Origin of the sequence: Edaphobacter aggregans DSM 19364 (assembly GCF_000745965.1) — a bacterium.
Lineage (GTDB): Bacteria > Acidobacteriota > Terriglobia > Terriglobales > Acidobacteriaceae > Edaphobacter > Edaphobacter aggregans.
In genome coordinates, this window is record NZ_JQKI01000053.1 from 19,006 (window position 1) to 43,068 (window position 24,063).

The following is a 24,063-nucleotide window of genomic DNA, read 5'->3' on the forward strand; positions in this document are numbered from 1 at the left end:
CTACGGCGCGAGCAGCATGCGGAGATCGCGAAGGTTGTTTCCCGTGCGCCCTGTTGTAATCGCATCCCCCAGCAATACGAATAGAGAATGACTGTCGAAGGCTGCCAGCGCCCTGTCGACCCTGTACCCCTCGCGCGCCGCCCGAGCCAGTGTCTCGCCATCGACTATTCCGCCTGCGGCAGGACTGTTCCCGTCGACGCCATCGCTGCCCGCGCTCAGAACCGTGATGGGATGTCCCGCAATCAATTCACACGCCAAGAGCGCGAACTGTTGATTGCGTCCGCCTTTGCCTGTCGCGGAACTCGGCACAGCAACCGTCACTTCACCCGCCGAGAGCAGGCACACCTTCGAATGCACTCGCCGGAGCGCCTGTACGCGATCAACCAGGTACTCCGCCGCGCGGTTCGCGCTCCAGTCATCGCACGTGTCGTCCGTCACCACATGCCAGCCCAGTTCAGCCGCTCGCCTTGCCGCCGCCGCCCCCAGCGTCGAGCTATCCAGCAGCACCGACCAGCGCGACCGCGCAAAAACCGTCTCTCCGGGCTTCGGCGTCTCTCGCAGCGAGCGCGCCTTCAGATGCGCCGCAACTGTGGCGGGTAATCGCTGCACCAACCCGTACTCCTCTGCGATGCGATAGACATCGTCCGCTGTGCTGCGATCAGGCATCGTCGGTCCGGAGGAGAGCGCGTCCAGCTCTCCCGGGGGAACATCCGAGACAAGGATCGTCAGCTGCTCCGCCGGTGCCGCTGCGGCCGCGAGTCTTCCTCCCTTCACGGCCGACAGATGCTTCCGAACGGCATTGATGGCGGCAATCGGCGCACCGCTCTCCACCAGCGCCTTGTGAGTTGCTGCAATGACCTCGAGCGGTGTGCCGATGTCGAGAAACTGCTCCACCAGCGACGATCCTCCACCGCTGATCAGGAAGACGACGAGGTCCCGCTCAGTGAGTTTTGCCAGGATTCGTAGGATCGCCTCGGCCGCCTGCACCGATCCTATGTTCGGACTGGGATGCCCTCCGTGAAAGACCTGGAGTCTCCACGATGGCGCGTCGAACGGCTCCGGCGCAACGACGACGCCCTCAAATCGCTCCGCAGCCTTTCCCGCTTGGCGCAGAAAGGCTAGAGTCATCGTCGAGGCTGCCTTGCCAAGCGCGATCAGAACACAGCGTTCGAACTGGCGAAGCGCATAGCGATGTCCGTCGACCTCCATCGACTCGCCGTCGAACCGTATGCGGCTCTCGATTGCCAACTCGACGCGCGAGGCTTTCAGGGCATAGGCGAAGATATCGATCGCGTCTTCGCGCGCGATTCCCATTACTACGTGACCGCCATCGTCTTGAGATCTGGCGAGACGGACAATCTCGCCTCGGTCCGGGCCTGCACCTCAGCCGCTCTGACCCCCTCGGCCACCTCCGTCAGGACCAGCCCCTCGCGCGTCACCTTGATCCAGCCCAGCTCCGTCACGATGTCGTGCACAACATGCGTTCCGGTCAAGGGCAGCGTGCAGCGCTTCAGAATCCGCGACTCGCCATCTTTCGTCTGGTGCTCCATTGCGACGATCACGCGTCGCGCTCCCGCCACCAGATCCATTGCGCCGCCCATGCCCTTCACCATCTTGCCAGGGATCGTCCAGTTCGCCAGGTTGCCTTCTTCATCCACCTGCATGGCGCCGAGCACACTCATATCCATGTGGCCGCCGCGAATCATCGCGAACGACTCATCGCTGGCGAAGTACGAACATCCCGGAAGCTCTGTCACCGGCTGCTTACCTGCGTTGATCAGATCAGGATCGGCCTGCTCCTCAGACGGTGGAGGACCGACGCCGAGCATCCCATTCTCCGACTGAAAGATGACATCCACTCCCGCCGGCAGATACGAGGCGATCATCGTAGGCAGACCGATTCCGAGGTTGACATAGAAGCCGTCGCTGACCTCTTTCGCGATCCTTCGCGCGATCCTCTCCTTGCCGTTCATGCCGTGCCTCCTGCCTGCTGCGCCTTGATAAATCTCGACTCGATCGGCTTCAGATAGCGCTCGCCCACAACGACACGCTTCACGTAGATCCCCGGTGTCACGATGTGGTCCGGGTCCAGCTCTCCCGGCTCAAAAAGCTCTTCCACCTCAGCGATCGTCATCGTCGCGGCCGTCGCCATCGCCGGGTTGAAGTTCCGCGCCGTCTTCCGATACACCAGATTGCCGAGCCGGTCGCCCTTCCACGCCTTCACCAGCGCAACGTCGGCACGCAGTGCTGTCTCGAGCACATAGGTCCGGTCGCCGATCTGCCGCGTCTCCTTGCCCTCAGCCACAATCGTTCCCAGCCCCGTCGGCACGTAAAACGCGGGAATCCCCGCGCCGCCGGCGCGAATCCTCTCCGCCAGCGTGCCTTGGGGGATCAGCGTCAGGTCCAGCTCGCCCTTCAGCACAAGCTGTTCGAGCCTTCGGTTCTCCCCCACGTAGCTGCCGATGTGCGAGGCGATCATGCCTGCCTCAAGCATCAGCCCCATGCCGAAGCCATCCACGCCCATGTTGTTGCTGATCGTATTCAGCCCGGTGATGCGACGCTTCACCAGCGCCGCGATCAGGTTCTCCGGGATGCCGCACAACCCGAAGCCCCCGAGCATGATCGTCGAACTGGGCGCAATGTCCGCGACCGCCGCATCTGCTGACGAGACCACCTTGTTCATGCTTCTCTATCCTTGCGACCTACTTCTGCGTCGAGAAGGTAAACGTCGTCATGCTGTGCCGCGTCTCGCCTGGCTTCAGCTCCGTGCTCGGGAACGACGGATGATTCGGGGAGTCAGGAAAGTGCTGCGTCTCCAGGCACAGGCCCGCATTCTTGACGTACGCCCATCCGCCAGGCCCTTTCGAGCTGCCGTCCAGAGAGTTGCCTGTGTAGAACTGCACTCCCGGTTCCGTCGTCGTCACCGTCAGAACGCGGCCGGTCGCCGCGTCGTAGACACGCGCCGCTGTCTTCAGCTCTCCACTGGCCCCGCGCAGCACCCAGTTGTGGTCGTAGCCGCCGGCGATCTTCAGCTGCTCGAAGTTGTCGTTGATGCGCTTGCCGATCACGGTGGACTTGCGGAAGTCCATCGGAGTTCCCTCCACCGGCGCCAGCACTCCCGTCGGAATCAACCCGGAATCCACCGGAGTGTACTTGTCCGCGGCAATCATGATCTCTTCGTTCAGAATCGGCCCCGCTCCCTCGCCCCCGAGGTTGAAGTAGGCATGGTTCGTCAGGTTGACCACCGTAGGCTTGTCAGTCGATGAGCTGTAGTCGATCCGCAGCGCATTGTGATGCAGCGTGTAACGCACGTGCACTGTAAGTGTGCCCGGATATCCCATATCGCCGTCCGGGCTGACAAGCGTGAGCTCTACACCCTCGGCCACCTCGCGGGCCTTCCATACCTTCGTGTCGAATCCTGCCGTGCCGCCGTGAAGAGAGTTCGGGCCATTGTTGACCGGCACGTGGTAGGTCTTGCCTTCAAGCGTGAACTTCCCTAGTGCAATGCGGTTGCCGTAACGCCCGACGATCGCCCCAAAGTGCGGCTTCGGATCGTCCAGGTATCCCTTCACCGAGTCATACCCCAGCACGACATTGGACATCTTTCCATTCCGGTCCGCCGTCTTCACAGAGACGAGGCGCGCTCCATAGGTTGTAATCCGCGCCGTCACTGCATCGCTCTTCAGGGTGTAGACATCCACTGACGTACCGTCCGGCATGGTGCCGAACGATGCCTTCGTTACTGAACCATGTGCAGCCATCGCGGTTGTCATGCTAAGCAGCATAATCCTTAGCCATCGCGTCGTCATGCGTCCCTCTAGCTTTCTCATATTCCAAACAGGTCCCATAGAGCCTTCCGTCAGCGACTCCATTTTTCGCGTTCCGGTGCAACTCCGTCACTATACTGCACACTCCAGTGACCGCCAAACGAACTGGTCAGTCAAACAGACGATAAGATGGATCGTCGCTTCAATCCATCCCCAAAGGAAGCTCATGATTCAGCGCAGAAGCCCGCTCTCCTCCTCGCCGTCGTGCTCCTCTGCATCACTGCCCTCGCTCCATCCGCCGCCGTTGCCGCGCCTCCCGATCACTGGGTCGGCAACTGGGCGACTTCGCCGGTGGCTTTGCCCAATCCCGAAGGGAAATACGGCGCCTCCGACACGACCTATCGCGAGATCGTCCACATCTCGCTCGGCGGCGACTCGGCCCGCGTCATCCTCACCAACGAGTTCGGCCTGGACTCCCTGACCGTCAGCTCCGCCTTCATCGCCCTGCGTACCACCGGCAGCGAGATCGACGCGACCACCGCCCGGCCCTCACCTTCGGCGGACACACCACCTCACCATCCCCCCGGGCGCGCTCATCGTCAGCGACCCGGCCGCCCTGAAGCTGCCCCCGCTGTCAGACGTTGCGGTCAGCATCTTCGTCCCCACACAGCCCCTCCAGCAGGTCACCCATCACAGCTTTGCCAACCAGACCAGCTACACCGCTCCGGGCAACGTCGCCGGAGCGAAGTCCTTCGCCTCGCCCACAGAGATCACCAACTGGCCCTTCCTCAAAGGCATCGACGTCCGCGCCGACGATAAGAGCTCGGCCATCGTCACGTTCGGCGACAGCATCACCGATGGCGCGCGCAGCACTCGCGATGCCAACCATCGCTGGCCCGACGTGCTAGCCAGCCGCCTGCAGGCGGACAAGAAGCTCCGCAACCTCGCCGTGCTCAATGAAGGCATCGGAGGAAACCGCGTCCTTCACGACGTAACAGGTCCGAGCGCCTGGCGCGGTTTGACCGCGACGTCCTCGCACAGGCAGGCGTCAAGTACCTCATCATCCTCGAGAGCATTAATGACATCGGCCACGCGCAGGACCCGGTCAAGCCTTACGACGTCGTCTCGGCGGATGACCTGATCGCCGGCCTCAGCCAACTCGCCACCCGCGCCCACACGCACGGCATCAAGGTATATGGCGACGCTGACGCCTTACGTGGGCGCCAAATACGCTTCACCCTCCGGAGAGGCGATGCGCCAGGCTGTCAACCACTGGATCCGCACCACCAACGTCCTCGACGGCTTCATCGACTTCGACAAAGCCACACAGGACCCCGCGAATCCGGCCGTCTTCTCTTCCTCGGCCGATGGCGGCGACCACCTTCAACCCCGGCGACGCCGGCTACAAGACGATGGGCGACTCCATCGATCTGAAGCTATTTACCAAATAACCCGTCGAGACCGCGGATCGTCCAAAGCTACATGGCTGATCCGTCCGTCCGGCAAGCCGATCTCAGCGACGTAGGCGGGCTTGCGCCGCTGCGCGCGCTGCTCTGGCCCGATGCTACTGTCGCCGAGCACCGCGCCGAGATCGAGCACCTGCTCAAAACGAAGATGTGCGGGACTCTCCCATCCACGATCTTTATCGCGCCCGACGACGGCGGTAGAATCACAGGCTTTCTGGAAGTGGGCCTTCGCTCTCACGCCGACGGTTGCGATCCAGCCCGGCCTGTGGGCTACGTCGAAGGCTGGTTCGTCCTCGAACAGCACCGCAGAAAAGGGATGGGAGGTGCCCTGCTGCGAGCAGCAGAGAACTGGGCCCGCAGCCTCGGATGCAAGGAGATGGCGTCCGATACCTGGAGCGACGAGCGTAACTCCCTGAAGGCGCATCAGGCCCAAGGCTTCGAGATCGTCGACCGCTGTATTCACTTCCGGAAATTGCTCTAACGCCAAAAACAAAAAGGCAGCTGCCCGGACCCGCCTGGCAGCTGCCCTCGTATTCAGATATCTACTTCAGTTCAAATTCTGCGAAAAAGTAACCGATCTCGAACGCCGCCGTATCCTCAGCGTCCGAGCCGTGGATGGCGTTCTCGCCGATCGAAGCCGCGAACTTCTTGCGGATCGTTCCCTCCTCCGCCTGGGCCGGGTTGGTCGCGCCCATCAGCTTGCGCAGCTCGGCGATCGCGTTCTGCTTCTCGAGAACCATCGGGAAGATCGGCCCGCTCGACATGAACTCCGTCAGTTCGCCGAAGAACGGACGCTCCTTGTGGACGTAGTAGAAGCCCTCAGCCTGCGCCTTCGAGATGGAAACCTTCTTGATCGAAACGATCTTGAATCCGGCCTTCTCAATCTCGGCCAGGATGGCGCCGGAGTGTCCCTTTTTGACTGCGTCCGGCTTGATGATGCTGAATGTGCGCTGTGACAACGTAGCTCTCCTTGCTGTTTTCTGATGATTTCAGTGTAAAGCAAGCACCCGAATGGGTCATGGCGCACTCACGCGGGCAGACGCATCCTACCTCCATGCGGAACTTCGCATGGATATGGTTCGCCGGTTTTGCAGCGTGGGTCGTAGATGGCCTCATCAGCCTCCGGCTCCACTCCATGCAGCACGCCCAGCTCGCCTTCCTGGTGGCGATGGTCTTCCTCGCCGCCGGCTTCTTCTACCGGCGGCAGCAACGATAGCCTTACGCCTTTCCCAGCACCCGAGCCATGGCCTCGCCGATCTCAGCCGGCGACTTCACCACCGTGATGCCCGCCGCCTCCATCGCCTTCATCTTCTCCGCGGCCGTTCCTTCGCCGCCCGAGATGATCGCGCCCGCGTGGCCCATGCGCCGTCCCGGAGGAGCCGTCTGACCGGCGATAAACCCGACCACAGGCTTCTTTACGTTCTCCTTGATGTACTTCGCCGCCGCCTCTTCCGCCGTGCCGCCGATCTCCCCGATCATGATGATCGCCTCGGTCTCCGGATCCTCATTCAGCAGCTTCAGCGCATCGATGTGCGTGGTCCCGATGATCGGGTCGCCGCCGATGCCGATCGCCGTCGACTGTCCGATCCCGCGCGTCGTCAGCTGGTACACCGCCTCGTAGGTCAGCGTGCCCGACTTCGACACGATGCCGACCGAGCCTTCCTTGTGAATTCGGCCCGGCATAATGCCGATCTTCGCCTTGCCCGGCGAGATCACGCCCGGGCAGTTCGGCCCGATCAGCCGCGACTTCGACCCCTTCACAACCTCCCAAGCCTTGACCATGTCCAGCACCGGAATGCCCTCGGTGATGCAGATCACCAGCGGCAACTCGGCCGAGACCGCCTCAAGAATTCCATCCGCAGCGAACGGCGGTGGCACAAAGATCACCGTCGCATTCGCGCCCGTCTCCTTCACTGCCTCCTCGACGGTGTTGAAGACCGGCCAGCCCTCATGCGTCGTCCCGCCCTTGCCCGGCGTCACGCCGCCCACAACCTTCGTGCCGTACTCGGCGCACGCCTTCGCGTGGAAGGTACCCTCACGCCCGGTGATTCCCTGCACGATCAGCCGCGTATTCTTATCAACCAGAACTGCCATTACTTACCACCTTTCGCCGCGGCTACCGCCAAATCAGCAGCTTCCTTCATCGTTGCACCGACACTGAACTTCAGCCCCGACTCCTGCAGAATCTTCCTGCCCTCTTCGACGTTCGTGCCCTCAAGCCGCAGCACGATCGGAAGCTGCACATTCAGCTTCTTCGCCGCCGCGACCACCGCCGTCGCCAGCACATCCACGCGCAGAATGCCGCCGAAGATGTTGATGAAGATCGCCTTCACATTCTTGTCGCTCAGCAGAATCCCAAACGCGTTCTCGATCTGCTCTTGGTTGGCGCCGCCGCCTACGTCGAGAAAGTTCGCCGCCTTGCCGCCGGCGTACTCGATGATGTCCATCGTGGCCATCGCCAGGCCGGCGCCGTTCACCATGCAGGCGATGTTGCCGTCGAGCTTGATGTAGTTCAGCGCAAACTTGCTCGCCTCGACCTCCAGCGGATCTTCCTCGCTCAGGTCGCGCAGTTCCTTCAGATCCTTGTGCCGGAACATCGCGTTGTCGTCGAAGTTGATCTTGCAGTCCAGCGCCAGCAGCTTGTCGTCCTTCGTCGTGATGAAGGGGTTGATCTCCATCAGCGTCGAGTCCGTCTCGACAAACGCCTTGTACAGCCCGAGCATGAACTTCACAGCGTCGTTAGTCTGCGTGGGCTTCAGCCCCAGCTTGAACGCCAGCTTCCTCGCCTGGTACGGCTGCAGCCCAACCGCCGGGTCGATGTACTCCTTGTAGATCTTCTCCGGAGTCGCGTGCGCGACCTCCTCGATCTCCATGCCGCCCGCCTGCGACGCCATGAACACCAGCCGTGCAGCCGCGCGATCGAGCACGATGCCGAGATAGAGCTCGCGGTCGATCGCCGAGCCTTCTTCGATCAGCAGGCGCTGAACCTTCTGCCCCTGTGGCCCCGTCTGGTGCGTCACCAACTGCATCCCGAGGATCGTCTTCGCCGCCTTCGATGCGTCCTCCAGCGTCTTCACCACCTTGACGCCGCCACCCTTGCCACGGCCACCGGCATGAATCTGCGCCTTGACCACCACCACCGCGTTGCCCTTATCGAAATGGTCCTTGGCGGCCCTGTCTGCCTCTTCCAGCGTCTGAACCATCTCGCCGCCTGGAACCGGCACACCATACTTGCGCAGAATCTCTTTTGCCTGATACTCGTGAATTTTCATTAGTTACCTTTGAAATACCACCGCGAAAGAAGTGTAGCGGACGCTCGTAACCGCCCGCAATGCAAACTCGAACAACAGTGCGGTTATCGTCACTTCCTATTAAAATCAGATAAGAGCGCGCAATACCGTTGTGGCCGCGGCGGCCCATCCGCCGGTCGGGTCCTGCTACCCTTAACGTTGATGTCTCTCCATCTCAGACACCTCATCGAAGGCCGTGCCACGCTGACCCGCGAACAGGCTCACGAGCTGATGCAGCGGATCCTCGCCGGCGCGCTGAGCGATGTTGAGATCGCCGCCCTGCTCGGCGCGCTTGCCGCCCGCGGCGAGACCCCCGCCGAGGTTGCTGGCTTCGTCGACGCCATGCGCTCCGCCGTCACCTCCATCCCGCTCTCCGCCAACGAGCGCGAGACCCTCGTCGACACCTGCGGCACCGGAGGCGACGAAAGTCGCACCTTCAACATCTCCACCGCTTCAGCCCTCATCGCCGCGGCCGCTGGAGCCTCCGTCGCCAAGCACGGCAACCGCGCCATCACCTCGCAGTGCGGCTCAGCCGACGTGCTCGAGGCCCTCGGCATCCCCGTCGATCTCTCACCCGAGCAGGCTTCCGATGCGCTCCGCCGCCACCGCTTCGCCTTCCTTCACGCGCCGTCGCTCCATCCCGCCATGAAGGCCGTCATGCCCGTCCGCAAGGCGCTCGGCGTGCGCACCGTCTTCAACCTTCTCGGCCCGCTCACGAATCCCGCCGGAGCCTCAGCACAGGTGATGGGCGTCTACGCGCCGAACGCCGTCCCTCTCGTCGCCGAGACGATGGCTCTGCTGGGCACGCGTCACGCCTTCGTCGTCCACGGGACAACAGATCCCGGTGCGGACGGCACCACCCGCGGCCTCGACGAGATCTCCATCTCCGGGCCCACACAGCTCGCCGAGGTCCACAACGGCGTCGTCACGCTTTCAACCATCACCCCCGAAGACGCCGGCCTGACGCGTGCCCCCATGGAGTCGCTACTCGGCGGCGACGCCCAGGCCAACGCCGCCATCCTCACCGAGATCTTCTCCGGCGAACCCGGCCCCCGGCGCGACGTCGTCCTGCTCAACGCCGCGGCCGTCCTCGTCGCCGCCGACCTTGCCCCCACCATCCCTGTAGGCGTCGGCCTGGCGGCCCGCACCATCGATACCGGAGCGGTTACAAACCTTCTCGATCGCCTGCGTAGGCGGTGATCGCTTTCGCGCAAATCGCACACCGGCGAGTACAATTTCACCTACGCAAGACAGGGAGCCTCCCTATGTCCTCATACCCGCCTGCGCCGGCCGTCTTTGACGCCACCATGGTCACCACGGCCCTTGAGCTGCCCGGTTACCGCATCGTTCGCAATCTCGGCGTCGTTCGTGGAATCATCGTCCGCTCGCGCTCCATCTTCGGAACCATCGGAGCCGGCCTGCAGACCATCGTCGGAGGCAACATCACCATCTACTCGCAGCTCTGCGAAAAGACCCGTCAGGACGCCTTCGCCATGATGATGCAGCACGCCGCCGAGCACGGCGCAAACGCCATCATCGCCGCCCGCTACGACGCCAACGAGCTCATGCAGGGCGTCACTGAGGTCCTCGCTTACGGAACCGCCGTCGTCGTCGAACGCATCTAATGCCGTCGAGCGGCCTGTAATACGTAACCAATACAGGTCCCTAACGATCACAGCCCGGTCGGGATTGGGACCCTCGATATCCACCGCTCCCCCCTCTCTCGCGCCATGTACGATAGCCAATAACCACAAGCGCAGCGAGGCTTCACCGCACCATGACCAACCCCGCCCCAGGCCGCATTGAGATCGGCCGTCTCGAAGTCATTACCGGCCCCATGTTCTCCGGCAAATCCGAGGAGCTCATCCGCCGCCTCAAGCGAGCCCGAATCGCGCGCCAGCGAGTCGCCTGCTTCAAGCCCGACATCGACCTCCGCTACCACCGCACCTCCATCGCCAGCCACTCCTCGCAGACGCACGACGCCTCCACCATCGCCCCCACCAGCGATCGCCTCCGCGACGAGCTCTTCGCCACCGGCAAAATCCACGAGTCCGACGTCATCGGCATCGACGAGGTCCAGTTCTTCGACGCCGACATCATCCCCCTCGCCCTCGAGCTCGTCCACCTCGGCAAGCGCGTCGTCCTCGCCGGCCTCGACACCACCTTCGCCAACGAGCCCTTCGGCCCCGTCCCCAACCTCATGGCCCTCGCCGACGAGGTCACCAAGCTCTCCGCCGTCTGCATGACCTGCGGCGCCCCCGCCATCCACACCCAGCGCCTCGGCCAGAGCCAGGAGCTCGTCGTCGTAGGAGCCGCCGGCCTCTACGAAGCCCGCTGCCGCGCCCACTTCCAGCCCTACGTCGACGAACACCACTCCGAACAACTCGAACTGCCCGCCGTCGGCTGATCGCTCCCCTCCTGCGCTATCCTTTTCTCTGCACTTCTGTTCCGGCACTAAAAATCAGTGAGTCTTCAGGAGAAGTCCCCGATGCGCCTTACCGCCGCTACCCTCGCCGTCACCCTCCTAGCCATCCCAGCTCTCGCCAAAGCCCCCAAGAACACCCTCACCGTTCCCCTCAAGACCTCCGACGGCAAGGACGCCGGAACCGCCACCTTCACCCCCGGCAAGAACAACCAGCTCACCATCAAGGTCGACCTCAAGAACCTCCCCATGGGCGAGCACGCCGTCCACATCCACGAGAAGCCTCTCTGCGAAGCCCCTGACTTCAAGTCCGCCGGCGGCCACTTCAATCCCACCACCAAGCAACACGGCATCCAGAACCCCATGGGCCACCATGCCGGCGACCTGCCCAAGAACGTCACCATCAGCGGCGGCGGAACCGGCTCGGCCACCTTCAAGGTCGACTACCTCTCGCTCGACCCCGCGGCCTCCGACTCCCTGTTTGCCAACGGTGGAACCTCCATCATGGTCCACGAGAAGGCCGACGACATGAAGACCGACCCCACCGGCAACGCCGGCAACCGCATCGCCTGCGGCGTAATCACGGCTCCCAAATAGCCGAGTCTCAACCTCTTGTCCCGATTCCGTTACGGCTCCGTGAACAACTCCTGCCGCCCATGCGTATAGCAAACGCATGGGCGTTCTTCACATGGCGATACCGCTACCGGCCAAATCACTCACCGGCCGAACCACCCGCAGGCCATCCGTTCGCTCGCAAGCCGCTCGTTCCACTCCGGATAACCCCCTTGGCCACACCCCTGTCACAATCGCCCCGCGCGGTACACTCGTACCATCTAAAACATTTGAGGCCATGTTGGAGCGAACGCCGGAACAGGAAGCCGCGCAGGAAGCTTTAGCCAGGCTGGTCCGCCAGTGCCTCGCCGGCGACGCCCACGCCTGGCAGCAGCTCGTCGTCTCCCAGCACCGGCGCATCTACGCCATCTGCTACCGCTTCACCGGCTCCGCCACTGACGCCGAGGACCTCACCCAGGACGTCTTCCTCAAGCTCTACAAGAATCTCTCCAGCTTCGATCTCAAGAAGGGAAGCTTCCAGACCTGGATCACCACGCTGGCCCGCAATCTCCTCGTCGACCACTTCCGCCGCACCCGGCTCGACCGCGCCTCCGACTCCCTCGACGCCACCTTCGACGGCGAAGAAGACGGCCCCACCATGGCCGACCGCCTCGCTGACCCGCGTCCCTCGCAGGAGCACCACGTCTCCTCCCTCGAGCAGAAGACCCGCATCCAGGCCGCCCTCAAGCAGCTCTCCCCCGAGCTTCGCGAGGCTGTTATCCTTCGCGACCTCGAGGACATGGACTACAAAGAAATTGCACAGGTTTTACGCATCCCCGAAGGAACCGTGAAGAGCCGCATCAGCCGCGGTCGCGGGGAACTCGCAAGACTGTTACAACGTATAGAAAAGCAGGCCTAGATTAGCGGTAACGAGGTCTGAGCAGAACGATAGAAAGAGAGGTGGTTTCAGGTGGCAGACATCAATCAATTCGGTACCGCGCAGCCCTCCCGGTCTCCTGACCCGGCACACTGCGCCCAGTGCGAGGCCATGCTGGCCGACATCTTCGACAAGACCCTCTCGCCCGAGCAGCAGGCCGTCTTCGACCGTCACCTGGCCACCTGCCCCGACTGCTCCCGCATGTTCATCGACGCCCAGCGCGGCGCCGCCTGGCTCGAGATGCTGCACGACTCCCGGCCCGAGCCCTCGGGCGATCTGCTGGCGCGTATCCTCTCCACCACCGGCCCAGTCGCCGATCTGCCCACCGTCTCCGCGACCCAGGCCAATACGCTCCTCGGACGCCCGATGCTCGTCGGCGCTCCCGTCCCCATCGCAGCCTACACCGCCAAGGTCCTCCCCTTCCGCCAACGCATCGCCTCCGCCTTCCGGCTCGAGGGCCTGCGCCACACCTTCATGCAGCCGCGTCTCGCCATGACCGCCGCCATGGCCTTCTTCTCCATCGCGCTCACCCTCAATCTCACCGGCATCCGCATCACCCAGCTCAAGCCGAGCGACTTCTCGCCCTCCAGCCTCAAACGAACCTTCTACGACACCAACGCCCGCGTCGTCCGCTCCATCGACAACCTGCGCGTCGTCTACGAACTCGAGTCGCGCGTTCGTGATCTGCAGCGCGACTCTGACTCCAGCAACACCCCGGCCCCTGAAAGCGCTCCCGCTCCCCAGAATCCCACTCCCCAGACTCCCGCTCCCCAGAACAGTCCCTCTGGCGATCAGCAGCCAAACGACCAGAAGACCCCCGAGCAGCAGAAGCAGAAGCAGTCCAGCCCGCGTCCTCGCTCCGGTTCCAGCCACCGTGACGACCCGCGGCATTCGCTTCTCTACACTGCCTCGCTTACCCAGCCCGGCTCTTCCCCCGAGACCGGCCTTGAGCCACGGAAACCCTTTGCGATCTTTACTCCCAACACCTTCAACCACGTACGTCAAGGGGGACAGGCATGAACTGCGCCAACCATCCAGAGCGAGAACGCGTCGCCTTCTGCCAGAACTGCGGCAAGGCGCTCTGCCAGGAGTGCGCCCGCACCGTCGGAACCGCTGTCTTCTGCGAGCCCTGCCTCGCAGCCCGCATCGCCGGCTCCCCCGGCACCGGCCCCGCCGCCGGAGGACCCTACGCCCCTCCGCCGCCTCCCGGCATCCCCATTCCTCCGGTCCCGTCCGGCGAGCCCAACCCCGGCCTCGCCTTCCTGCTCGGCTTCATTCCCGGCGTCGGTGCCATGTACAACGGCCAGTTCGCCAAGGGAATCGTTCACCTCATCGTCTTCGCCATCCTCGTCAGCCTCGCTCACGACAACGGGATCTTTGGCCTATTCGTCTTCGGCTGGATCTGCTATCAGGTCTTTGAGGCCTACCAGACCGCCCGCGCCCGCCGCGACGGAACCCCGCTCCCCAATCCCTTCGGCCTCAACGATCTCGGCGAGCGTCTCGGCTTCGGCAAGTCCTGGCCGGCAGCCACTACCCCCACTACAGCAGCCCCTCCCGCCCCGGAGACCGTTCCTCCAGCCGCCCCCTACACCTCGGCAGCGCCCTTCACTCCGCCGACCGCAGCCTATCAGCCGCCTCCCGCAAGCACGACCTGGGAGAGCTACGCTCCTCCAACCGCCTCCCGCGCCGCCTGGGATTACCAGACCGCCACAAACCCATACCTCAACACCCCTCCGGCGTTCGACCCCAACCTTCCCGAGCCGCGCAACCGCTTTCCAGCAGGAGCCATCTGGCTCATCGCCCTCGGCGCCATCTTCCTGATCGGGAACACAGGTCTCTTTCACCTCTTCCCCATGCGCCAGATCATTCCCATCTTCCTGATCGGGCTCGGCCTCTGGCTCTTCTACTACAAGATGACCGCCACCGGAGCCACGCTCGCCGACGACGGAACCCCGCTCTACCGCATGCGTCTCTTCAGCGCCCTGCGCGGCTCCATCTGGGTCATCCTCGTCGGAGTCCTGTTCCTGCTCTCGAACTTCAACATCCTCGGCTGGGGAAAGAGCTGGCCCCTGTTCATCATCGTCGCCGGTCTCATGACCTTCTTTGAGCGCACCGCCTACCAGTCGGTGGCCGTGCCTCCCGCCTATCCGGTTCCGCCCGTCGCGCCGGTCACTCCTCCAGCCTCAGCAACCACCATCATCCCCCCGGCCCCGCACGACGACTCGTCCACCCAGAGCAATCAGGAAGGGCGCTAAGAACGACCATGGCAAACCAGACACCGCCCTACCCACCACCTCCCGGCCCTCAGTACCCTCCTCCCCCGCAGGGCGACTGGCGCTACCAGCGCCGCGTCCTCCGCGAGCAGGCACGCCTCCAGCGCGATTACCTCCGCTATCAGCAGCAGGCTTATCGCGCCCAGCTCCGCAGAACCCGCCGTCCGTCGATCGTCGGCCCTCTTCTGCTGGTCTCCATCGGCGTCATCTTCCTGCTCATCCAGACCGGCCAGATCTCCGTGAGCTTCTTCTGGGCCTGGTACGGCCGCTGGTGGCCCGTTCTGCTCATCGGCGTCGGAGTCATCATGCTCCTCGAGTGGGCCTGGGACCAGTACTTCCACGCGGGCGAGCCTATCCGCCGACGCTCCCTCGGCGGCGGAGTCTTCACCCTCCTGCTCCTCTTCGGACTCCTCGGAATCTTCTTCAGCGGCATGCACAGCGGCACCTTCAGCCACACCTTCAACATCAACCCCGACAACATGGACGAGTTCCTCGGCGACAAGCACGAGAGCGATCAGACCCTCACCCAGCCCTTCACCGCAAGCGCGCTCACCATCGACAATCCCCGCGGCGACATCAGCGTCTCCGGAACCAGTGACGACAACCAGGTCCACGTCCAGGTACACAAGCAGGTCTACACCCGCTCCGACTCCGAGGCCGACTCCCGCGCCCAGCAGCTCTCTCCCAAGCTCGATACCGAGGGCGCTAATCTCAAGCTCTCCATACCCTCCGTCGAAGGCAGCCGCGCCGACCTCACCGTCACCGTCCCCCCCGCCGCATCCATCACCGTCTTCTCCAACCGCGGCGACGTCCGCGTCGCCTCCGTCAAAGCTCCCGTCGCGGTCACCGCCAACCACGGCGACGTCACCTTCACCGCAATCACTGGCCCGGCCAACGCCCGCATCAACAACGGCGACTCCTCCTTCTCCGCCCACTCCGTCACCGGCCCAGTCTCTGTCGAGGGCCGCGCCCGCGACCTCTCCTTCTCCGAGATCACCGGTACCGCCTCCATGGACGGCGAGTTCTTCGGCTCCACCCACCTCCAGCACATCACCAGCGACATCCGCTTCCACACCAGCCGCACCGACCTCCGCCTCGCACGCCTCGACGGCGAGATCGAGATCAGCCCCAGCGCCGACCTCAGCGCCGACCAGGCCCTCGGCCCCCTCACCCTCGCCACACGCAACCGCAACATCACCCTCGACCGCGTCGCCGGCAACGTCTCCGTCACCAACCGCAACGGCTCCGTCGAGCTCACCGCCGCTCCCCCGCTCGGCAACATCACCGTCGAGAACCGCAACGGCTCCGTCAACCTCACCCTACCCGAGCAGGCCGGCTTCACCGTCCAGGCCGAGACTACCAACGGCGACCTCGAAAACGACTTCTCCCTCTCCGAACATGGCAGCGACGACTCCAACCGCAAGTCCTTCAACGGCGTCGTCGGCAAAGGCGGCCCGCTCGTTCGCGTCACCACCAGCCAGGGAGACATCGCCCTCAAGAAGGCCTCTGTCGCCCCGCTCCCGCCCGCGCCTCCCCCGCCGCCCAAGATCTCCATCCGCACCGACGACGGCTCCGTCATCATCGGCAAAGAGGGCGTCAACATCTCGAGCGGCGACGGCTCCTCTGTCATCGTCGACAAGAACGGTGTCCGCATCAACACCAACCCCGACGGCTCCAGCGTCTACATCAACAAGGGCACCAAACTCACCACCAACGTCGACGGCTCCCGCGTCTACGTAGGCGCCGACGGGACCCGCTACACACGCAACGCCGACGGCTCCAAGACCTACAAGGGCAAAGACGGCACCAGCATCGTCATCAACGCCGACGGCTCCCGCATCTCCAAATCCCCCAGCGGCAAGGCCCTCTCCGACTCCGAGATCGACGCCCGCATCGCCCAGGCCGAGCGCGACGCCGACAAAGCCGCCGCCGACCGCGACGCCCAACGCTCCGCTCGCAACAAGTAATCCCTGAAAATATCCCGGCTGTGATTTTCAGGGACATCTGATAAGCTCTCGCCCATGAATCTCTGGGAAAAAGGACTCACTGTCGCTGTCGGTGGTGTGCTTCTGTTCTTCCTGAGCTTCGCGCCCGGCGCTGGCCCCTGCGGTCCGAGCACGCCAATAGGAATGTGCATGATGCTCGCCGGAATGTGCGCGGTTCCGGTGGGTGTACTTATCCTTCTGGTAGCGATCATAAAGAACTTTGTCGCATGGCCGTTCGCTGGCGCCATGGCCCCGTCCACGTTCCAAGCAAACACTGACTCTATTTCGGGGTCACACTGAGATTCACATCGATGGAATGGCTCAGCGCCGTTCCGGGATCGGTGTCACTGGCGACGATCTTTAAGGAATACTTGCCTGGCGCGACAGATCCCGGCAACTTCCCGCTGCATGCCGTCAGGCCGATCCCAACCCGGCCATCGCCACCATGAGCAGAAAGCGCAGCAGCGGGTAACGCGTGCGCCTGCCGGCTAACCCGAAGAGCGCGGCGAAGGGAATAATCCAACCTGCCTCTGCTATTCCGCCCACGGCGCCGTAGCCCGTCGATCGTCCCACCTGGTCTCCGTACCCGGGAACGTCACTAGTCTCAATATCCAGCTTGATGGTCTGGATACCGCCGGACAGTGGCTTCGAGGGCGTTCGTTCAAATAAGCACTGCGCGTGTTCCGGAAGCGGAGAGCAGGAGAGTGCCACAGAACGAGGGAAGCCTCGCGGGATTTGCAAAGATGTTGTTTTCGATGATCGAATGCCCATAATGCCAGACCAGCGATTGTCCGCCATAGATCGTGTTGTTGGTCTCGATGAGTGTCGGCCTTGGCGTAATCCCACCTGCAATCTGGAGCTGATCGCCCATATATTCTGTCTGAGCATAATCGGGGGGTCTATTCCCGTAGATCAGGTTCTGCACTATAACCAGCTTCTGTGCCACCTCGTACTGGAAAGGAACATAGATGCCGGGCTCACCCTGGGCAATGTTATTGCGAATGATATTGTTCTTCAGCACTACATTGTGAGTTCTGTTGATGTAGATTCCCGCACCAATAGCCGAGGCTTGACCTGATATCAGGCCCCGAGTGACGTCATTGTTCTCGATAGTATTTCCAACGATCTGCGGACTATCGGCGTCCACAACGCTGACACCTCTCCCCACCCCAGAAACGCCTGTAAAGCGAGCTCCACAGGTCGTCGCTCCAATGCCACTGTAGAAATTGCCTCTGATGTTATTGCTATCAATGGTCGGGCTTGAGTGGCCTTCAACATAGATGCCGTAGTTCGCGTTGTTGATGACCGCATTATTCGAGAGGGTCGGGGAAGCAGCGTTTACATAGACACCTCCACCTCGGGAACAATCGTCGGCATTGATGTGCCCACCCTGAATCGTGAACCCATTCAATACCGCGCTTGACACCTCGCCGGTCTGGAAGGCCACAACAGGCCCATCGCCTGATCCGTTGATAATGATTGCCGACGCGCCTGAAAAGGACGTGGCTCCGCTGGTAACGGTGATGGCCTTGCCTTTGAAGTCAATGTTCTCGTTATACGTTCCCGGGGAGACTAGAACGGTGTCTCCGTTCGCGGCGCGTTCAATCCCAGCCTGAATCGTCGGCACATCGGCTGGTACATGGATCGTGCTCTGCGCCAGGGCGCCAGCGGATAGCAATGCAAGCCACAGCCCAAAGAAAGGCTTGCCTCTATGCCATGACCGGTTGATTCGTAACCCTGACAACTCTACGAAGGCGTTAGAACCCAACATCTGTCTTTCCAAGCGATGCTCCGTTCAAATACGAAGATCGCGTCTGCTGAGCCTCAAAAATGCTACCCATGCATCTGTTTCTAAAAGCTTTTTGGTCGCCCAAGTATAACGGGTAGTCGCCTAAGACCTGGAAACCTTTCTCTTGACATGCAACTAAATGGTTGCCTATTATTCCCCCATGGACGACGCTGACCTCGTCTTTCGGGCCCTCGCAGATCCCAGCCGCCGCCTGCTCCTCGACCGGCTCTTCGCCCGCAACGGTCAGACCCTCGGCGAGCTCTGCAACGGCATCGACATGACCCGTCAGGCTGTCACCAAGCATCTCCGCATCCTCGAGGAGGCCAACCTCATCGCCACCCGCCGCCGCGGACGCGACAAGCTCCACTTCCTCAATCCCGTCCCCATCCACCAGATCGCCGACCGCTGGATCAACAAGTATGAGCGCATCCCCCTCCGCGCCCTCGCCGATCTCAAACGTTCCCTCGAAACCCCAACAGGAGAAGACCAATGAACACCGAAGCAGCCGCAGCCACCATGGCCCCCGTCACCAAACCCGCCCCACCGGAGTTCGTCTACGTCACCTACATCCGCTCCACCATGGACAAGGTCTTCGCCGCCCTCACCCAACCCGAGTTCACCCGCGCCTACTGGTGCCAGATCACCCAGGAGTCCACTTGGCAGCCCGGCTCCCCCTGGATCGTCAAGGCCCCCGACGGCCGAATCGCCGACACCGGCGAGGTCCTCGAGTACGACCCTCCCCGCCGCTTCGCCGTCTCCTGGCGCCACGAGATCAAGCCCGAGATGAAGACCTCCGGATTCTCCCGCTGCGTCTTCGAACTCGAGCAAGCCAGCGACGCAATCAAGCTCACCATCACCCACTCCATCGGAACCATGGACCCCGCCGACCCCAACACCGCGAAGTTCTTCCAGTCCATCGGCGGTGGCTGGCCCGCCGTCCTCGCCTCCCTCAAGAGCTACCTCGAGACCGGCGAACCCCTCGAAGCCACGAAATACTGGCCGAAAGTAATGTAACCACGACAGGCACAGATAGCTCGCACGCAGCTATCTGTGCCGCTCTCGCCGATCGCTGGATCAACAAGTACGAGCGCATTCCGCTCCGCGCCCTCGCCGATCTCAAACGCTCCCTCGAATCAGGACCCAAATCAGGACCCCAAACAGGAGAAGACCAATGACCACTGAAGCCAAACCCGCTTCCGCCCCTGCCCCCATCGCCACCACCCCCAACGGCGACCAGTTCACCGCCGCCTAGTGGGGAGGCGTCACTCACGACACCACCTGGAAGCCCGGCTCCGCCTGGTCCCTCAAGCTCCCCGACGGCCGCGTCGCCGACTCCGGCGAGATCGTCGAGTACGACCCGCCCCGCCGCCTCGTCCTCGCCTGGCGCCACCAGCTCTCCCCCGAGCTCAACGCCGAGGGCATCTCTCGCTGCGCCATCGATCTCGAACCCTTCGGCGACTCCGTCAAACTCACCGTCGTCCATTCCATCGGCAAGCGCGAATCCAGGTTCCTCCAGGCCGTCTCCACCGGCTGGCCCGCCATCCTCTCCGGCCTCAAGAGCCTCCTCGAGACCGGCGAGCCCATCGCATTCCCGAAGACCCAGCCACAAAAAGCGGAGTAGCCGAAGCAATGTAACCGGAAAACGTGACAGGCTGCCCGATCCATCCTCGGGGAGCCTGTTCCTTCAAGCCCCACCGCTTGAAGCCTGAAGTTTATTAACTACTTCGAATCACAAAATCTCATTTAGACTTCCCCTGCTTCCAACGAGGGAAATTTCATGGCCGCAGCATCGCCCGCTCAACCCACTCCGGAGCGCTTCTTCAACTTCGTTAACGCCCACCAGCAGACCGAGGCCATGAAGGCCGCCCTCGAGCTCGAACTCTTCACCGCCATCGCCGAAGGCAACACCACCGCCCAGGCAATCGCCCAACGTTGCAACGCCTCCGAGCGCGGAATCCGCATCCTCTGCGACTTCCTCACCATTCACGGCTTCCTCACCAAGCAGGATACGAACTACGCTCTCGCTCCCGACTCCGCCCTCTTCCTCAACCGAAACTCCCCCGCCTACGTCGGATCGGCCGCCGACTTTATGCTCACCCCCCGCATCCGCGAGGCTCACAGCCGCCTCACCGACGCCGTACGCCAGGGAGGAACCGCACTCGGCCAGGGAAACATGGATCCCGAAAACCCCGACTGGGTCAAGTTCGCCAAGGCCATGATGCCCCTCAGCAGTATTCCCGCGCAGATGGCAGCGGCTGAACTGCGCAAAGGCGGCGAATCGCACAAGGTCCTCGATATCGCCGCCGGCCACGGCATCTATGGAATCTCAGTGGCGAAGCAAAACCCCGACGCACACATCTACGCCGCCGACTGGAAGAACGTCCTCGAGGTCGCCGCGAAGAACGCCGAGCAGATGGGAGTCGCCGATCGCTACCACCTCATCCCCGGCAGCGCCTTCGAGACCAGCTTCGGAGAAGGCTACGACCTCATCCTGCTCCCCAACTTCCTCCATCACTTCGACCCACCCACCTGCACCACGCTCATGCGCAAGGTCAGAGCCGCACTCCAGCCCGGTGGCCGCGCCGCAATCGTCGAGTTCGTCCCGAACCCCGACCGCATCTCGCCTCCCACCGCCGCCGCCTTCAGCCTGGTCATGCTCGCCACCACTCCCGCCGGCGACGCCTACACCTACGCCGAACTCGACCAGATCGCAAAGGATGCCGGCTTCACCCGCACCGAACTCCTCCCGACGCAGGTAGGCATCAGCAGAATCGTCATCGCCTACACGTGACGGTCGCACGTTTCGGCCTCCTGTACCTGAATCATGGTCGTTGGAAAAGGCCAGCAGATCATTCCGGAGGCATGGGTCGAAAGGAGCACACACGCAACAGAAATGGTCCATCTCGGACATATGAATCTCGCAGGGCACGAGATCTGTGGTGGGTTGAATATGGAGGAGTGCGTCTCGCCGAAGCAACCTCTGCCTGGTATGTACTCTGCTTAACTCTGCTTGATTGATTGCGGTGGGCCCACATCTCAATTATCCTCTTCGCAAGCAAGACCAGAGGCAACCGGAAAGTGGCGTCGTTCACCTTCCAGTACATTCGGGCTTAGCGTTGGCACAGGTGGGCGGTGCGCCCTGGACTGTGGGTTCGAGGTCAGGCCAATAGGGGCTAGTCTTGAGTTGTGAACAGAAGTCCGCAAGGAACTTGTCCTTGTCCGGCCTTTCGGGAGGCCAGGTTTTGTCGAATAGCTTCCATGCCAGATCGGAGTGCCCTGTGTAAATAAGACTGAGCATATTTCCCCAGAACCATGAGCCAATGCCGCCTGGAAACGGATGGTCCGCGGCGAAAGCCTCACGGGCTACCTTGGTCGTCTCTTTCCACTCCTCCGGCGTCGGTGCCGGATACACCGTGACGGTCAACGGAACTGATACTCCGACGCTCGTCGACACTGCGAAGAACGGCGCGGCCAACACCTACATCTACCCCAACATCCCTGTCGGCAATCAGCCCGTCATGGTCACGGCGGCCTCCACCGGTGTTATCACGTTGCTGGTCGTGGAATTCACGAATGTGGGTCCGTCGCCGATGGATGGCCACGCATTCGGCCAGTGCACCGACGGTGACGGTTGTCAGTTCCAGGTGCCAATCAATACAGCCTCGTTCTCCGTGTCCGGCAACGACATCGTCTGGACGTGGTGCGGAAGCGATCACGGTGGAGCCTTCCCGCAGCTGGGGACGCAGCCAGCTAACGACTACACGCTCATCAGTTCAGGACTACCAGGAGAATCTATGGGTGAGTACCGGGTGCAGACGACGGCGGGGAGCACATACTCGCAGTGGGGGATCGACGTGGGCTTTGCGATGGCGATTGCCATCAAGGGTAAGTAGGCAAGCGGGAAGGTCTTCGGATCCGGAGCGCATGCTCGGCGTCAATCAGGTGGCAAATGTTGCAGGATATTCATTTGCAGACTATGCAAACGTATGCATATGGAGTAGACTTCGTCGGTTGGCGAAAGGAGCCAACGTACGCACTCCCGCTTCACACGAGGTGTGCAGCATGCCGAGCAGTATCAACTACCTCCCCACACTAACCCCTGCCGATGTCTTGATAGGGACAGCCTTTCTAAGGCGCGGCGAACCCAAAACCATCGACTTCCCCAGGATCGGTGCGACCGATCCCACTAAGGAGATCGCTTCTCATTGGAAGAAGCAGTGGCCGGGCGGAGACGACATGGCCGTCCGAGACTTCCAACTGACCATGGTCTTCCTCTACGACGACGGAGAGACCGTGGACTCACGAATAATCACTTTGGGGGAATGTAGCCCGAGCATGCTGCCGCCGATAGATGGCCCGCCAAACATCTTCTAGCAACGTTAAAAAGGGCTCCCAGGAATGGGAGCCCTTTCACTGTACATAAGGCACATTGCATGTGGGGTGGCCATTCACTGCCTGATTTTGAGGGTGCGGCCCAGCTTGCCATCCTTCTCTTCGAGGAAGCCTTTTCCCAGGTGGAAGTCTAGGCAGTCATCGATCAGGGCGCGAGCTGCCTTCGGTTTATGAGCGAGAAACCCTCCACCCGCTATCTCGGCGACAATCTCGTTCTTTTGTCAGCTTCAAATTGCCATGGACAGAAGGCATTGAAGAATAGCCTCCCAGGGAGAGAAAATACCGGCGTAATCTGGCATCGCGGAAGCGTACCACAACGCCGGGTTTTCATTGGACACCGGGCAGTAGTGTGGGATACTCGCTGGCACTTCCCCTCGGCCATATATTCAATTTATCTGACGGAGCTTCATATATGAGGCGATTCACGCGTTTCACAGCAATGCTGTCATGCAGGCGCTTGCATCAAGCGTTTTGTTAACTCAACAGGGACCGCCGAAAAGAACAGTGATAGATGCTTTTGTGGACGTGGCCGTGCCCTCGTCAGCCGCGACTCCGCCGCTCGCTCGCGCACCAACCGCTTGCGCCTCTTGCGCCGGACCATCATCCGCTCTTCCACGTACAGACGATAGATCCGCTTCACGTTCACCTCGTGACCTCTGCGGCTCAGCAGCGCGTGCAGCCGCCGATAACCGTAGCGCGGCTTCTGCCGAGCCAGTTTCACCAACTCGTCGCGTAACTCCGCGTTGCGGTCCGGCTTCGGCTCATACCGGTAACTCGACCGCTCCACGCCCAGCAGCTTGCAGGCCGTGCGTTCGCTCAGATGGAACTCGCTGGAGACGAACGCAACGTCGCCTCTTAGACCGGCAAGCTCCAGCCGTTTTTTCGTATGACTGCCTTCAGCGCCTCGCCGTGCAGGCTCAACTCCGCCACCAGCAGCTTCAGACGACGGTTCTCATCCTCCATCGCCTTCAGCCGCTGCGCCTCGCTCACCTCCATGCCCCCGAACTTCTGCTTCCAGCCGTAGAACGTCGCCCCGCTGATCCCGTGCTCACGGCACAGATCCGCCGTCTTCACTCCAGCCTCATGCTGCTTCAATATCCCAATGATCTGCTCTTCCGTATACCGGCTCTTCTTCATCTCAGCTCCCTCGTTCAATTTAGGAGAGAACTCCAGTTCAAACTGGTAGAGAT

The 24,063-nt window shown here is 62.3% G+C and carries 29 protein-coding genes and 1 pseudogene; 19 read left to right on the forward strand and 11 right to left on the reverse strand.

Going from position 1 to position 24,063, the window contains the following annotated elements; translation table 11 throughout:
- The 4 genes from Q363_RS18970 to Q363_RS18985 are packed head-to-tail and all read right to left on the reverse strand — an operon-like array spanning position 1 to position 3,773.
- The gene (locus tag Q363_RS18970; RefSeq protein WP_035353413.1) at positions 1–1,314 is read right to left on the reverse strand and encodes a glycerate kinase type-2 family protein; all 1,314 of its coding nucleotides are present in this window, start codon (positions 1,312–1,314) and stop codon (positions 1–3) included.
- 2 nt (positions 1,315–1,316) lie between these two features.
- Positions 1,317–1,973, reverse strand: coding sequence for a 3-oxoacid CoA-transferase subunit B (locus tag Q363_RS18975; RefSeq protein WP_035353415.1), 657 nt, complete (start codon positions 1,971–1,973; stop codon positions 1,317–1,319).
- Entirely contained in the window at positions 1,970–2,683 is a 714-nt protein-coding gene (locus tag Q363_RS18980; protein ID WP_035353418.1) for a CoA transferase subunit A, read from the reverse strand. Before Q363_RS18980 ends, Q363_RS18975 begins: the two co-directional genes overlap by 4 nt.
- A gap of 19 nt (positions 2,684–2,702) precedes the next feature.
- On the reverse strand, positions 2,703–3,773 hold the full coding sequence (locus Q363_RS18985; protein ID WP_245632319.1) for an aldose epimerase family protein: 1,071 nt from the start codon (positions 3,771–3,773) through the stop codon (positions 2,703–2,705).
- Positions 3,774–3,956: 183 nt separating this feature from the next.
- Between Q363_RS18985 and Q363_RS44340 the strand changes: the two genes are divergently transcribed.
- From Q363_RS44340 to Q363_RS19000, 4 genes are read left to right on the forward strand one after another with little or no spacing between them, the layout of a single operon-like run.
- Positions 3,957–4,586: a hypothetical protein gene (locus Q363_RS44340; protein ID WP_245632320.1), complete on the forward strand. Its 630-nt coding sequence runs from the start codon at positions 3,957–3,959 to the stop codon at positions 4,584–4,586.
- Positions 4,587–4,617: 31 nt separating this feature from the next.
- A complete protein-coding gene (locus tag Q363_RS44345) occupies positions 4,618–4,908 on the forward strand; it encodes an SGNH/GDSL hydrolase family protein (RefSeq protein ID WP_245632325.1) in 291 nt (96 codons plus the stop codon).
- Between the two features lie 54 nt (positions 4,909–4,962).
- Complete coding sequence (locus Q363_RS44350; protein ID WP_245632321.1) at positions 4,963–5,292, forward strand: SGNH/GDSL hydrolase family protein; 330 nt, start codon at positions 4,963–4,965, stop codon at positions 5,290–5,292.
- Positions 5,250–5,714 (forward strand): GNAT family N-acetyltransferase, encoded by a 465-nt coding sequence (locus Q363_RS19000; RefSeq protein WP_035353429.1) that lies wholly within the window; start codon positions 5,250–5,252, stop codon positions 5,712–5,714. The genes Q363_RS44350 and Q363_RS19000 overlap by 43 nt, the downstream gene beginning before the upstream one ends.
- 61 nt (positions 5,715–5,775) lie before the next feature.
- On the opposite strand, the gene ndk is transcribed toward Q363_RS19000, so the two are convergent.
- Positions 5,776–6,192: a nucleoside-diphosphate kinase gene (gene ndk, locus Q363_RS19005; protein WP_035353431.1), complete on the reverse strand. Its 417-nt coding sequence runs from the start codon at positions 6,190–6,192 to the stop codon at positions 5,776–5,778.
- Positions 6,193–6,251: 59 nt separating this feature from the next.
- On the opposite strand from ndk, the gene Q363_RS19010 reads away from it, so the two are divergent.
- The gene (locus tag Q363_RS19010) at positions 6,252–6,449 is read left to right on the forward strand and encodes a hypothetical protein (protein ID WP_035353433.1); all 198 of its coding nucleotides are present in this window, start codon (positions 6,252–6,254) and stop codon (positions 6,447–6,449) included.
- 2 nt (positions 6,450–6,451) lie between these two features.
- Here the strand turns inward: Q363_RS19010 and sucD are convergent, their stop codons facing one another.
- Both sucD and sucC read right to left on the reverse strand, forming a co-directional pair.
- Positions 6,452–7,327 (reverse strand): succinate--CoA ligase subunit alpha, encoded by an 876-nt coding sequence (sucD, locus tag Q363_RS19015; RefSeq protein ID WP_035353434.1) that lies wholly within the window; start codon positions 7,325–7,327, stop codon positions 6,452–6,454.
- Positions 7,327–8,505 carry an ADP-forming succinate--CoA ligase subunit beta gene (sucC, locus tag Q363_RS19020; protein ID WP_035353436.1) on the reverse strand — a complete coding sequence of 393 codons (1,179 nt, stop codon included), beginning with the start codon at positions 8,503–8,505 and terminating at the stop codon, positions 7,327–7,329. The genes sucD and sucC overlap by 1 nt, the downstream gene beginning before the upstream one ends.
- Positions 8,506–8,685: 180 nt before the next feature.
- On the opposite strand from sucC, the gene trpD reads away from it, so the two are divergent.
- The 8 genes from trpD (at position 8,686) to Q363_RS36335 (ending at position 16,674) form a co-directional block, all read left to right on the forward strand.
- Positions 8,686–9,723 carry an anthranilate phosphoribosyltransferase gene (gene trpD, locus Q363_RS19025; protein ID WP_035353439.1) on the forward strand — a complete coding sequence of 346 codons (1,038 nt, stop codon included), beginning with the start codon at positions 8,686–8,688 and terminating at the stop codon, positions 9,721–9,723.
- A 65-nt stretch (positions 9,724–9,788) separates the two neighbouring features.
- Positions 9,789–10,148 carry a YbjQ family protein gene (locus Q363_RS19030; RefSeq protein WP_051978994.1) on the forward strand — a complete coding sequence of 120 codons (360 nt, stop codon included), beginning with the start codon at positions 9,789–9,791 and terminating at the stop codon, positions 10,146–10,148.
- Positions 10,149–10,300: 152 nt separating this feature from the next.
- A complete protein-coding gene (locus Q363_RS19035) occupies positions 10,301–10,930 on the forward strand; it encodes a thymidine kinase (RefSeq protein ID WP_035353441.1) in 630 nt (209 codons plus the stop codon).
- An 81-nt stretch (positions 10,931–11,011) separates the two neighbouring features.
- A complete protein-coding gene (locus Q363_RS19040) occupies positions 11,012–11,542 on the forward strand; it encodes a superoxide dismutase family protein (RefSeq protein WP_035353444.1) in 531 nt (176 codons plus the stop codon).
- A gap of 76 nt (positions 11,543–11,618) precedes the next feature.
- Positions 11,619–12,416, forward strand: a complete 798-nt coding sequence (locus Q363_RS19045) for an RNA polymerase sigma factor (RefSeq protein ID WP_035353447.1) — start codon at positions 11,619–11,621, stop codon at positions 12,414–12,416.
- A 51-nt stretch (positions 12,417–12,467) separates the two neighbouring features.
- On the forward strand, positions 12,468–13,454 hold the full coding sequence (locus tag Q363_RS19050) for an anti-sigma factor family protein (protein WP_035353450.1): 987 nt from the start codon (positions 12,468–12,470) through the stop codon (positions 13,452–13,454).
- On the forward strand, positions 13,451–14,689 hold the full coding sequence (locus tag Q363_RS36330) for a B-box zinc finger protein (RefSeq protein WP_051978995.1): 1,239 nt from the start codon (positions 13,451–13,453) through the stop codon (positions 14,687–14,689). The genes Q363_RS19050 and Q363_RS36330 overlap by 4 nt, the downstream gene beginning before the upstream one ends.
- Before the next feature lie 8 nt (positions 14,690–14,697).
- A complete protein-coding gene (locus Q363_RS36335; protein ID WP_051978996.1) occupies positions 14,698–16,674 on the forward strand; it encodes a DUF4097 family beta strand repeat-containing protein in 1,977 nt (658 codons plus the stop codon).
- 432 nt (positions 16,675–17,106) lie between these two features.
- Here the strand turns inward: Q363_RS36335 and Q363_RS40765 are convergent, their stop codons facing one another.
- The gene (locus Q363_RS40765; protein ID WP_157467149.1) at positions 17,107–17,265 is read right to left on the reverse strand and encodes a hypothetical protein; all 159 of its coding nucleotides are present in this window, start codon (positions 17,263–17,265) and stop codon (positions 17,107–17,109) included.
- An 88-nt stretch (positions 17,266–17,353) separates the two neighbouring features.
- The gene (locus Q363_RS19070) at positions 17,354–18,463 is read right to left on the reverse strand and encodes a right-handed parallel beta-helix repeat-containing protein (protein ID WP_084080534.1); all 1,110 of its coding nucleotides are present in this window, start codon (positions 18,461–18,463) and stop codon (positions 17,354–17,356) included.
- 157 nt (positions 18,464–18,620) lie between these two features.
- On the opposite strand from Q363_RS19070, the gene Q363_RS19075 reads away from it, so the two are divergent.
- From Q363_RS19075 to Q363_RS19100, 6 genes and pseudogenes are all read left to right on the forward strand, one after another.
- On the forward strand, positions 18,621–18,974 hold the full coding sequence (locus Q363_RS19075; RefSeq protein WP_245632322.1) for an ArsR/SmtB family transcription factor: 354 nt from the start codon (positions 18,621–18,623) through the stop codon (positions 18,972–18,974).
- A complete protein-coding gene (locus Q363_RS19080; RefSeq protein ID WP_211256247.1) occupies positions 18,971–19,495 on the forward strand; it encodes an SRPBCC family protein in 525 nt (174 codons plus the stop codon). The genes Q363_RS19075 and Q363_RS19080 overlap by 4 nt, the downstream gene beginning before the upstream one ends.
- Before the next feature lie 301 nt (positions 19,496–19,796).
- A pseudogene (locus Q363_RS46470) lies at positions 19,797–20,102 on the forward strand (SRPBCC domain-containing protein); the annotation flags it as partial.
- Positions 20,103–20,258: 156 nt separating this feature from the next.
- Positions 20,259–21,272: a class I SAM-dependent methyltransferase gene (locus Q363_RS19090; protein ID WP_035353458.1), complete on the forward strand. Its 1,014-nt coding sequence runs from the start codon at positions 20,259–20,261 to the stop codon at positions 21,270–21,272.
- Between the two features lie 529 nt (positions 21,273–21,801).
- Complete coding sequence (locus tag Q363_RS19095) at positions 21,802–22,374, forward strand: hypothetical protein (RefSeq protein WP_035353461.1); 573 nt, start codon at positions 21,802–21,804, stop codon at positions 22,372–22,374.
- A 169-nt stretch (positions 22,375–22,543) separates the two neighbouring features.
- Positions 22,544–22,855 carry a hypothetical protein gene (locus Q363_RS19100; protein ID WP_035353464.1) on the forward strand — a complete coding sequence of 104 codons (312 nt, stop codon included), beginning with the start codon at positions 22,544–22,546 and terminating at the stop codon, positions 22,853–22,855.
- 463 nt (positions 22,856–23,318) lie between these two features.
- On the opposite strand, the gene Q363_RS19105 is transcribed toward Q363_RS19100, so the two are convergent.
- The gene (locus Q363_RS19105; RefSeq protein WP_051978998.1) at positions 23,319–23,660 is read right to left on the reverse strand and encodes an IS3 family transposase; all 342 of its coding nucleotides are present in this window, start codon (positions 23,658–23,660) and stop codon (positions 23,319–23,321) included.
- A gap of 68 nt (positions 23,661–23,728) precedes the next feature.
- The coding region (locus Q363_RS19110) for a transposase (protein ID WP_211256248.1) at positions 23,729–24,063 on the reverse strand (335 nt) is incomplete at its 5' end.

Bases quoted from the DNA above. Each gene is read 5' to 3' on its own strand.
- Q363_RS18970 (WP_035353413.1), bottom strand. From the start codon at position 1,314: ATGGGAATCGCGCGCGAAGACGCGATCGATATCTTCGCCTATGCCCTG.
- Q363_RS18975 (WP_035353415.1), bottom strand. From the start codon at position 1,973: ATGAACGGCAAGGAGAGGATCGCGCGAAGGATCGCGAAAGAGGTCAGC.
- Q363_RS18980 (WP_035353418.1), bottom strand. From the start codon at position 2,683: ATGAACAAGGTGGTCTCGTCAGCAGATGCGGCGGTCGCGGACATTGCG.
- Q363_RS18985 (WP_245632319.1), bottom strand. From the start codon at position 3,773: ATGACAACCGCGATGGCTGCACATGGTTCAGTAACGAAGGCATCGTTC.
- Q363_RS44340 (WP_245632320.1), top strand. From the start codon at position 3,957: ATGGATCGTCGCTTCAATCCATCCCCAAAGGAAGCTCATGATTCAGCG.
- Q363_RS44350 (WP_245632321.1), top strand. From the start codon at position 4,963: ATGGCGACGCTGACGCCTTACGTGGGCGCCAAATACGCTTCACCCTCC.
- Q363_RS19000 (WP_035353429.1), top strand. From the start codon at position 5,250: ATGGCTGATCCGTCCGTCCGGCAAGCCGATCTCAGCGACGTAGGCGGG.
- Q363_RS19010 (WP_035353433.1), top strand. From the start codon at position 6,252: ATGGCGCACTCACGCGGGCAGACGCATCCTACCTCCATGCGGAACTTC.
- sucD (WP_035353434.1), bottom strand. From the start codon at position 7,327: ATGGCAGTTCTGGTTGATAAGAATACGCGGCTGATCGTGCAGGGAATC.
- sucC (WP_035353436.1), bottom strand. From the start codon at position 8,505: ATGAAAATTCACGAGTATCAGGCAAAAGAGATTCTGCGCAAGTATGGT.
- trpD (WP_035353439.1), top strand. From the start codon at position 8,686: ATGTCTCTCCATCTCAGACACCTCATCGAAGGCCGTGCCACGCTGACC.
- Q363_RS19030 (WP_051978994.1), top strand. From the start codon at position 9,789: ATGTCCTCATACCCGCCTGCGCCGGCCGTCTTTGACGCCACCATGGTC.
- Q363_RS19035 (WP_035353441.1), top strand. From the start codon at position 10,301: ATGACCAACCCCGCCCCAGGCCGCATTGAGATCGGCCGTCTCGAAGTC.
- Q363_RS19040 (WP_035353444.1), top strand. From the start codon at position 11,012: ATGCGCCTTACCGCCGCTACCCTCGCCGTCACCCTCCTAGCCATCCCA.
- Q363_RS19045 (WP_035353447.1), top strand. From the start codon at position 11,619: ATGGGCGTTCTTCACATGGCGATACCGCTACCGGCCAAATCACTCACC.
- Q363_RS36330 (WP_051978995.1), top strand. From the start codon at position 13,451: ATGAACTGCGCCAACCATCCAGAGCGAGAACGCGTCGCCTTCTGCCAG.
- Q363_RS36335 (WP_051978996.1), top strand. From the start codon at position 14,698: ATGGCAAACCAGACACCGCCCTACCCACCACCTCCCGGCCCTCAGTAC.
- Q363_RS19070 (WP_084080534.1), bottom strand. From the start codon at position 18,463: ATGTTGGGTTCTAACGCCTTCGTAGAGTTGTCAGGGTTACGAATCAAC.
- Q363_RS19075 (WP_245632322.1), top strand. From the start codon at position 18,621: ATGGTTGCCTATTATTCCCCCATGGACGACGCTGACCTCGTCTTTCGG.
- Q363_RS19080 (WP_211256247.1), top strand. From the start codon at position 18,971: ATGAACACCGAAGCAGCCGCAGCCACCATGGCCCCCGTCACCAAACCC.
- Q363_RS19090 (WP_035353458.1), top strand. From the start codon at position 20,259: ATGGCCGCAGCATCGCCCGCTCAACCCACTCCGGAGCGCTTCTTCAAC.
- Q363_RS19095 (WP_035353461.1), top strand. From the start codon at position 21,802: ATGCCGCCTGGAAACGGATGGTCCGCGGCGAAAGCCTCACGGGCTACC.
- Q363_RS19100 (WP_035353464.1), top strand. From the start codon at position 22,544: ATGCCGAGCAGTATCAACTACCTCCCCACACTAACCCCTGCCGATGTC.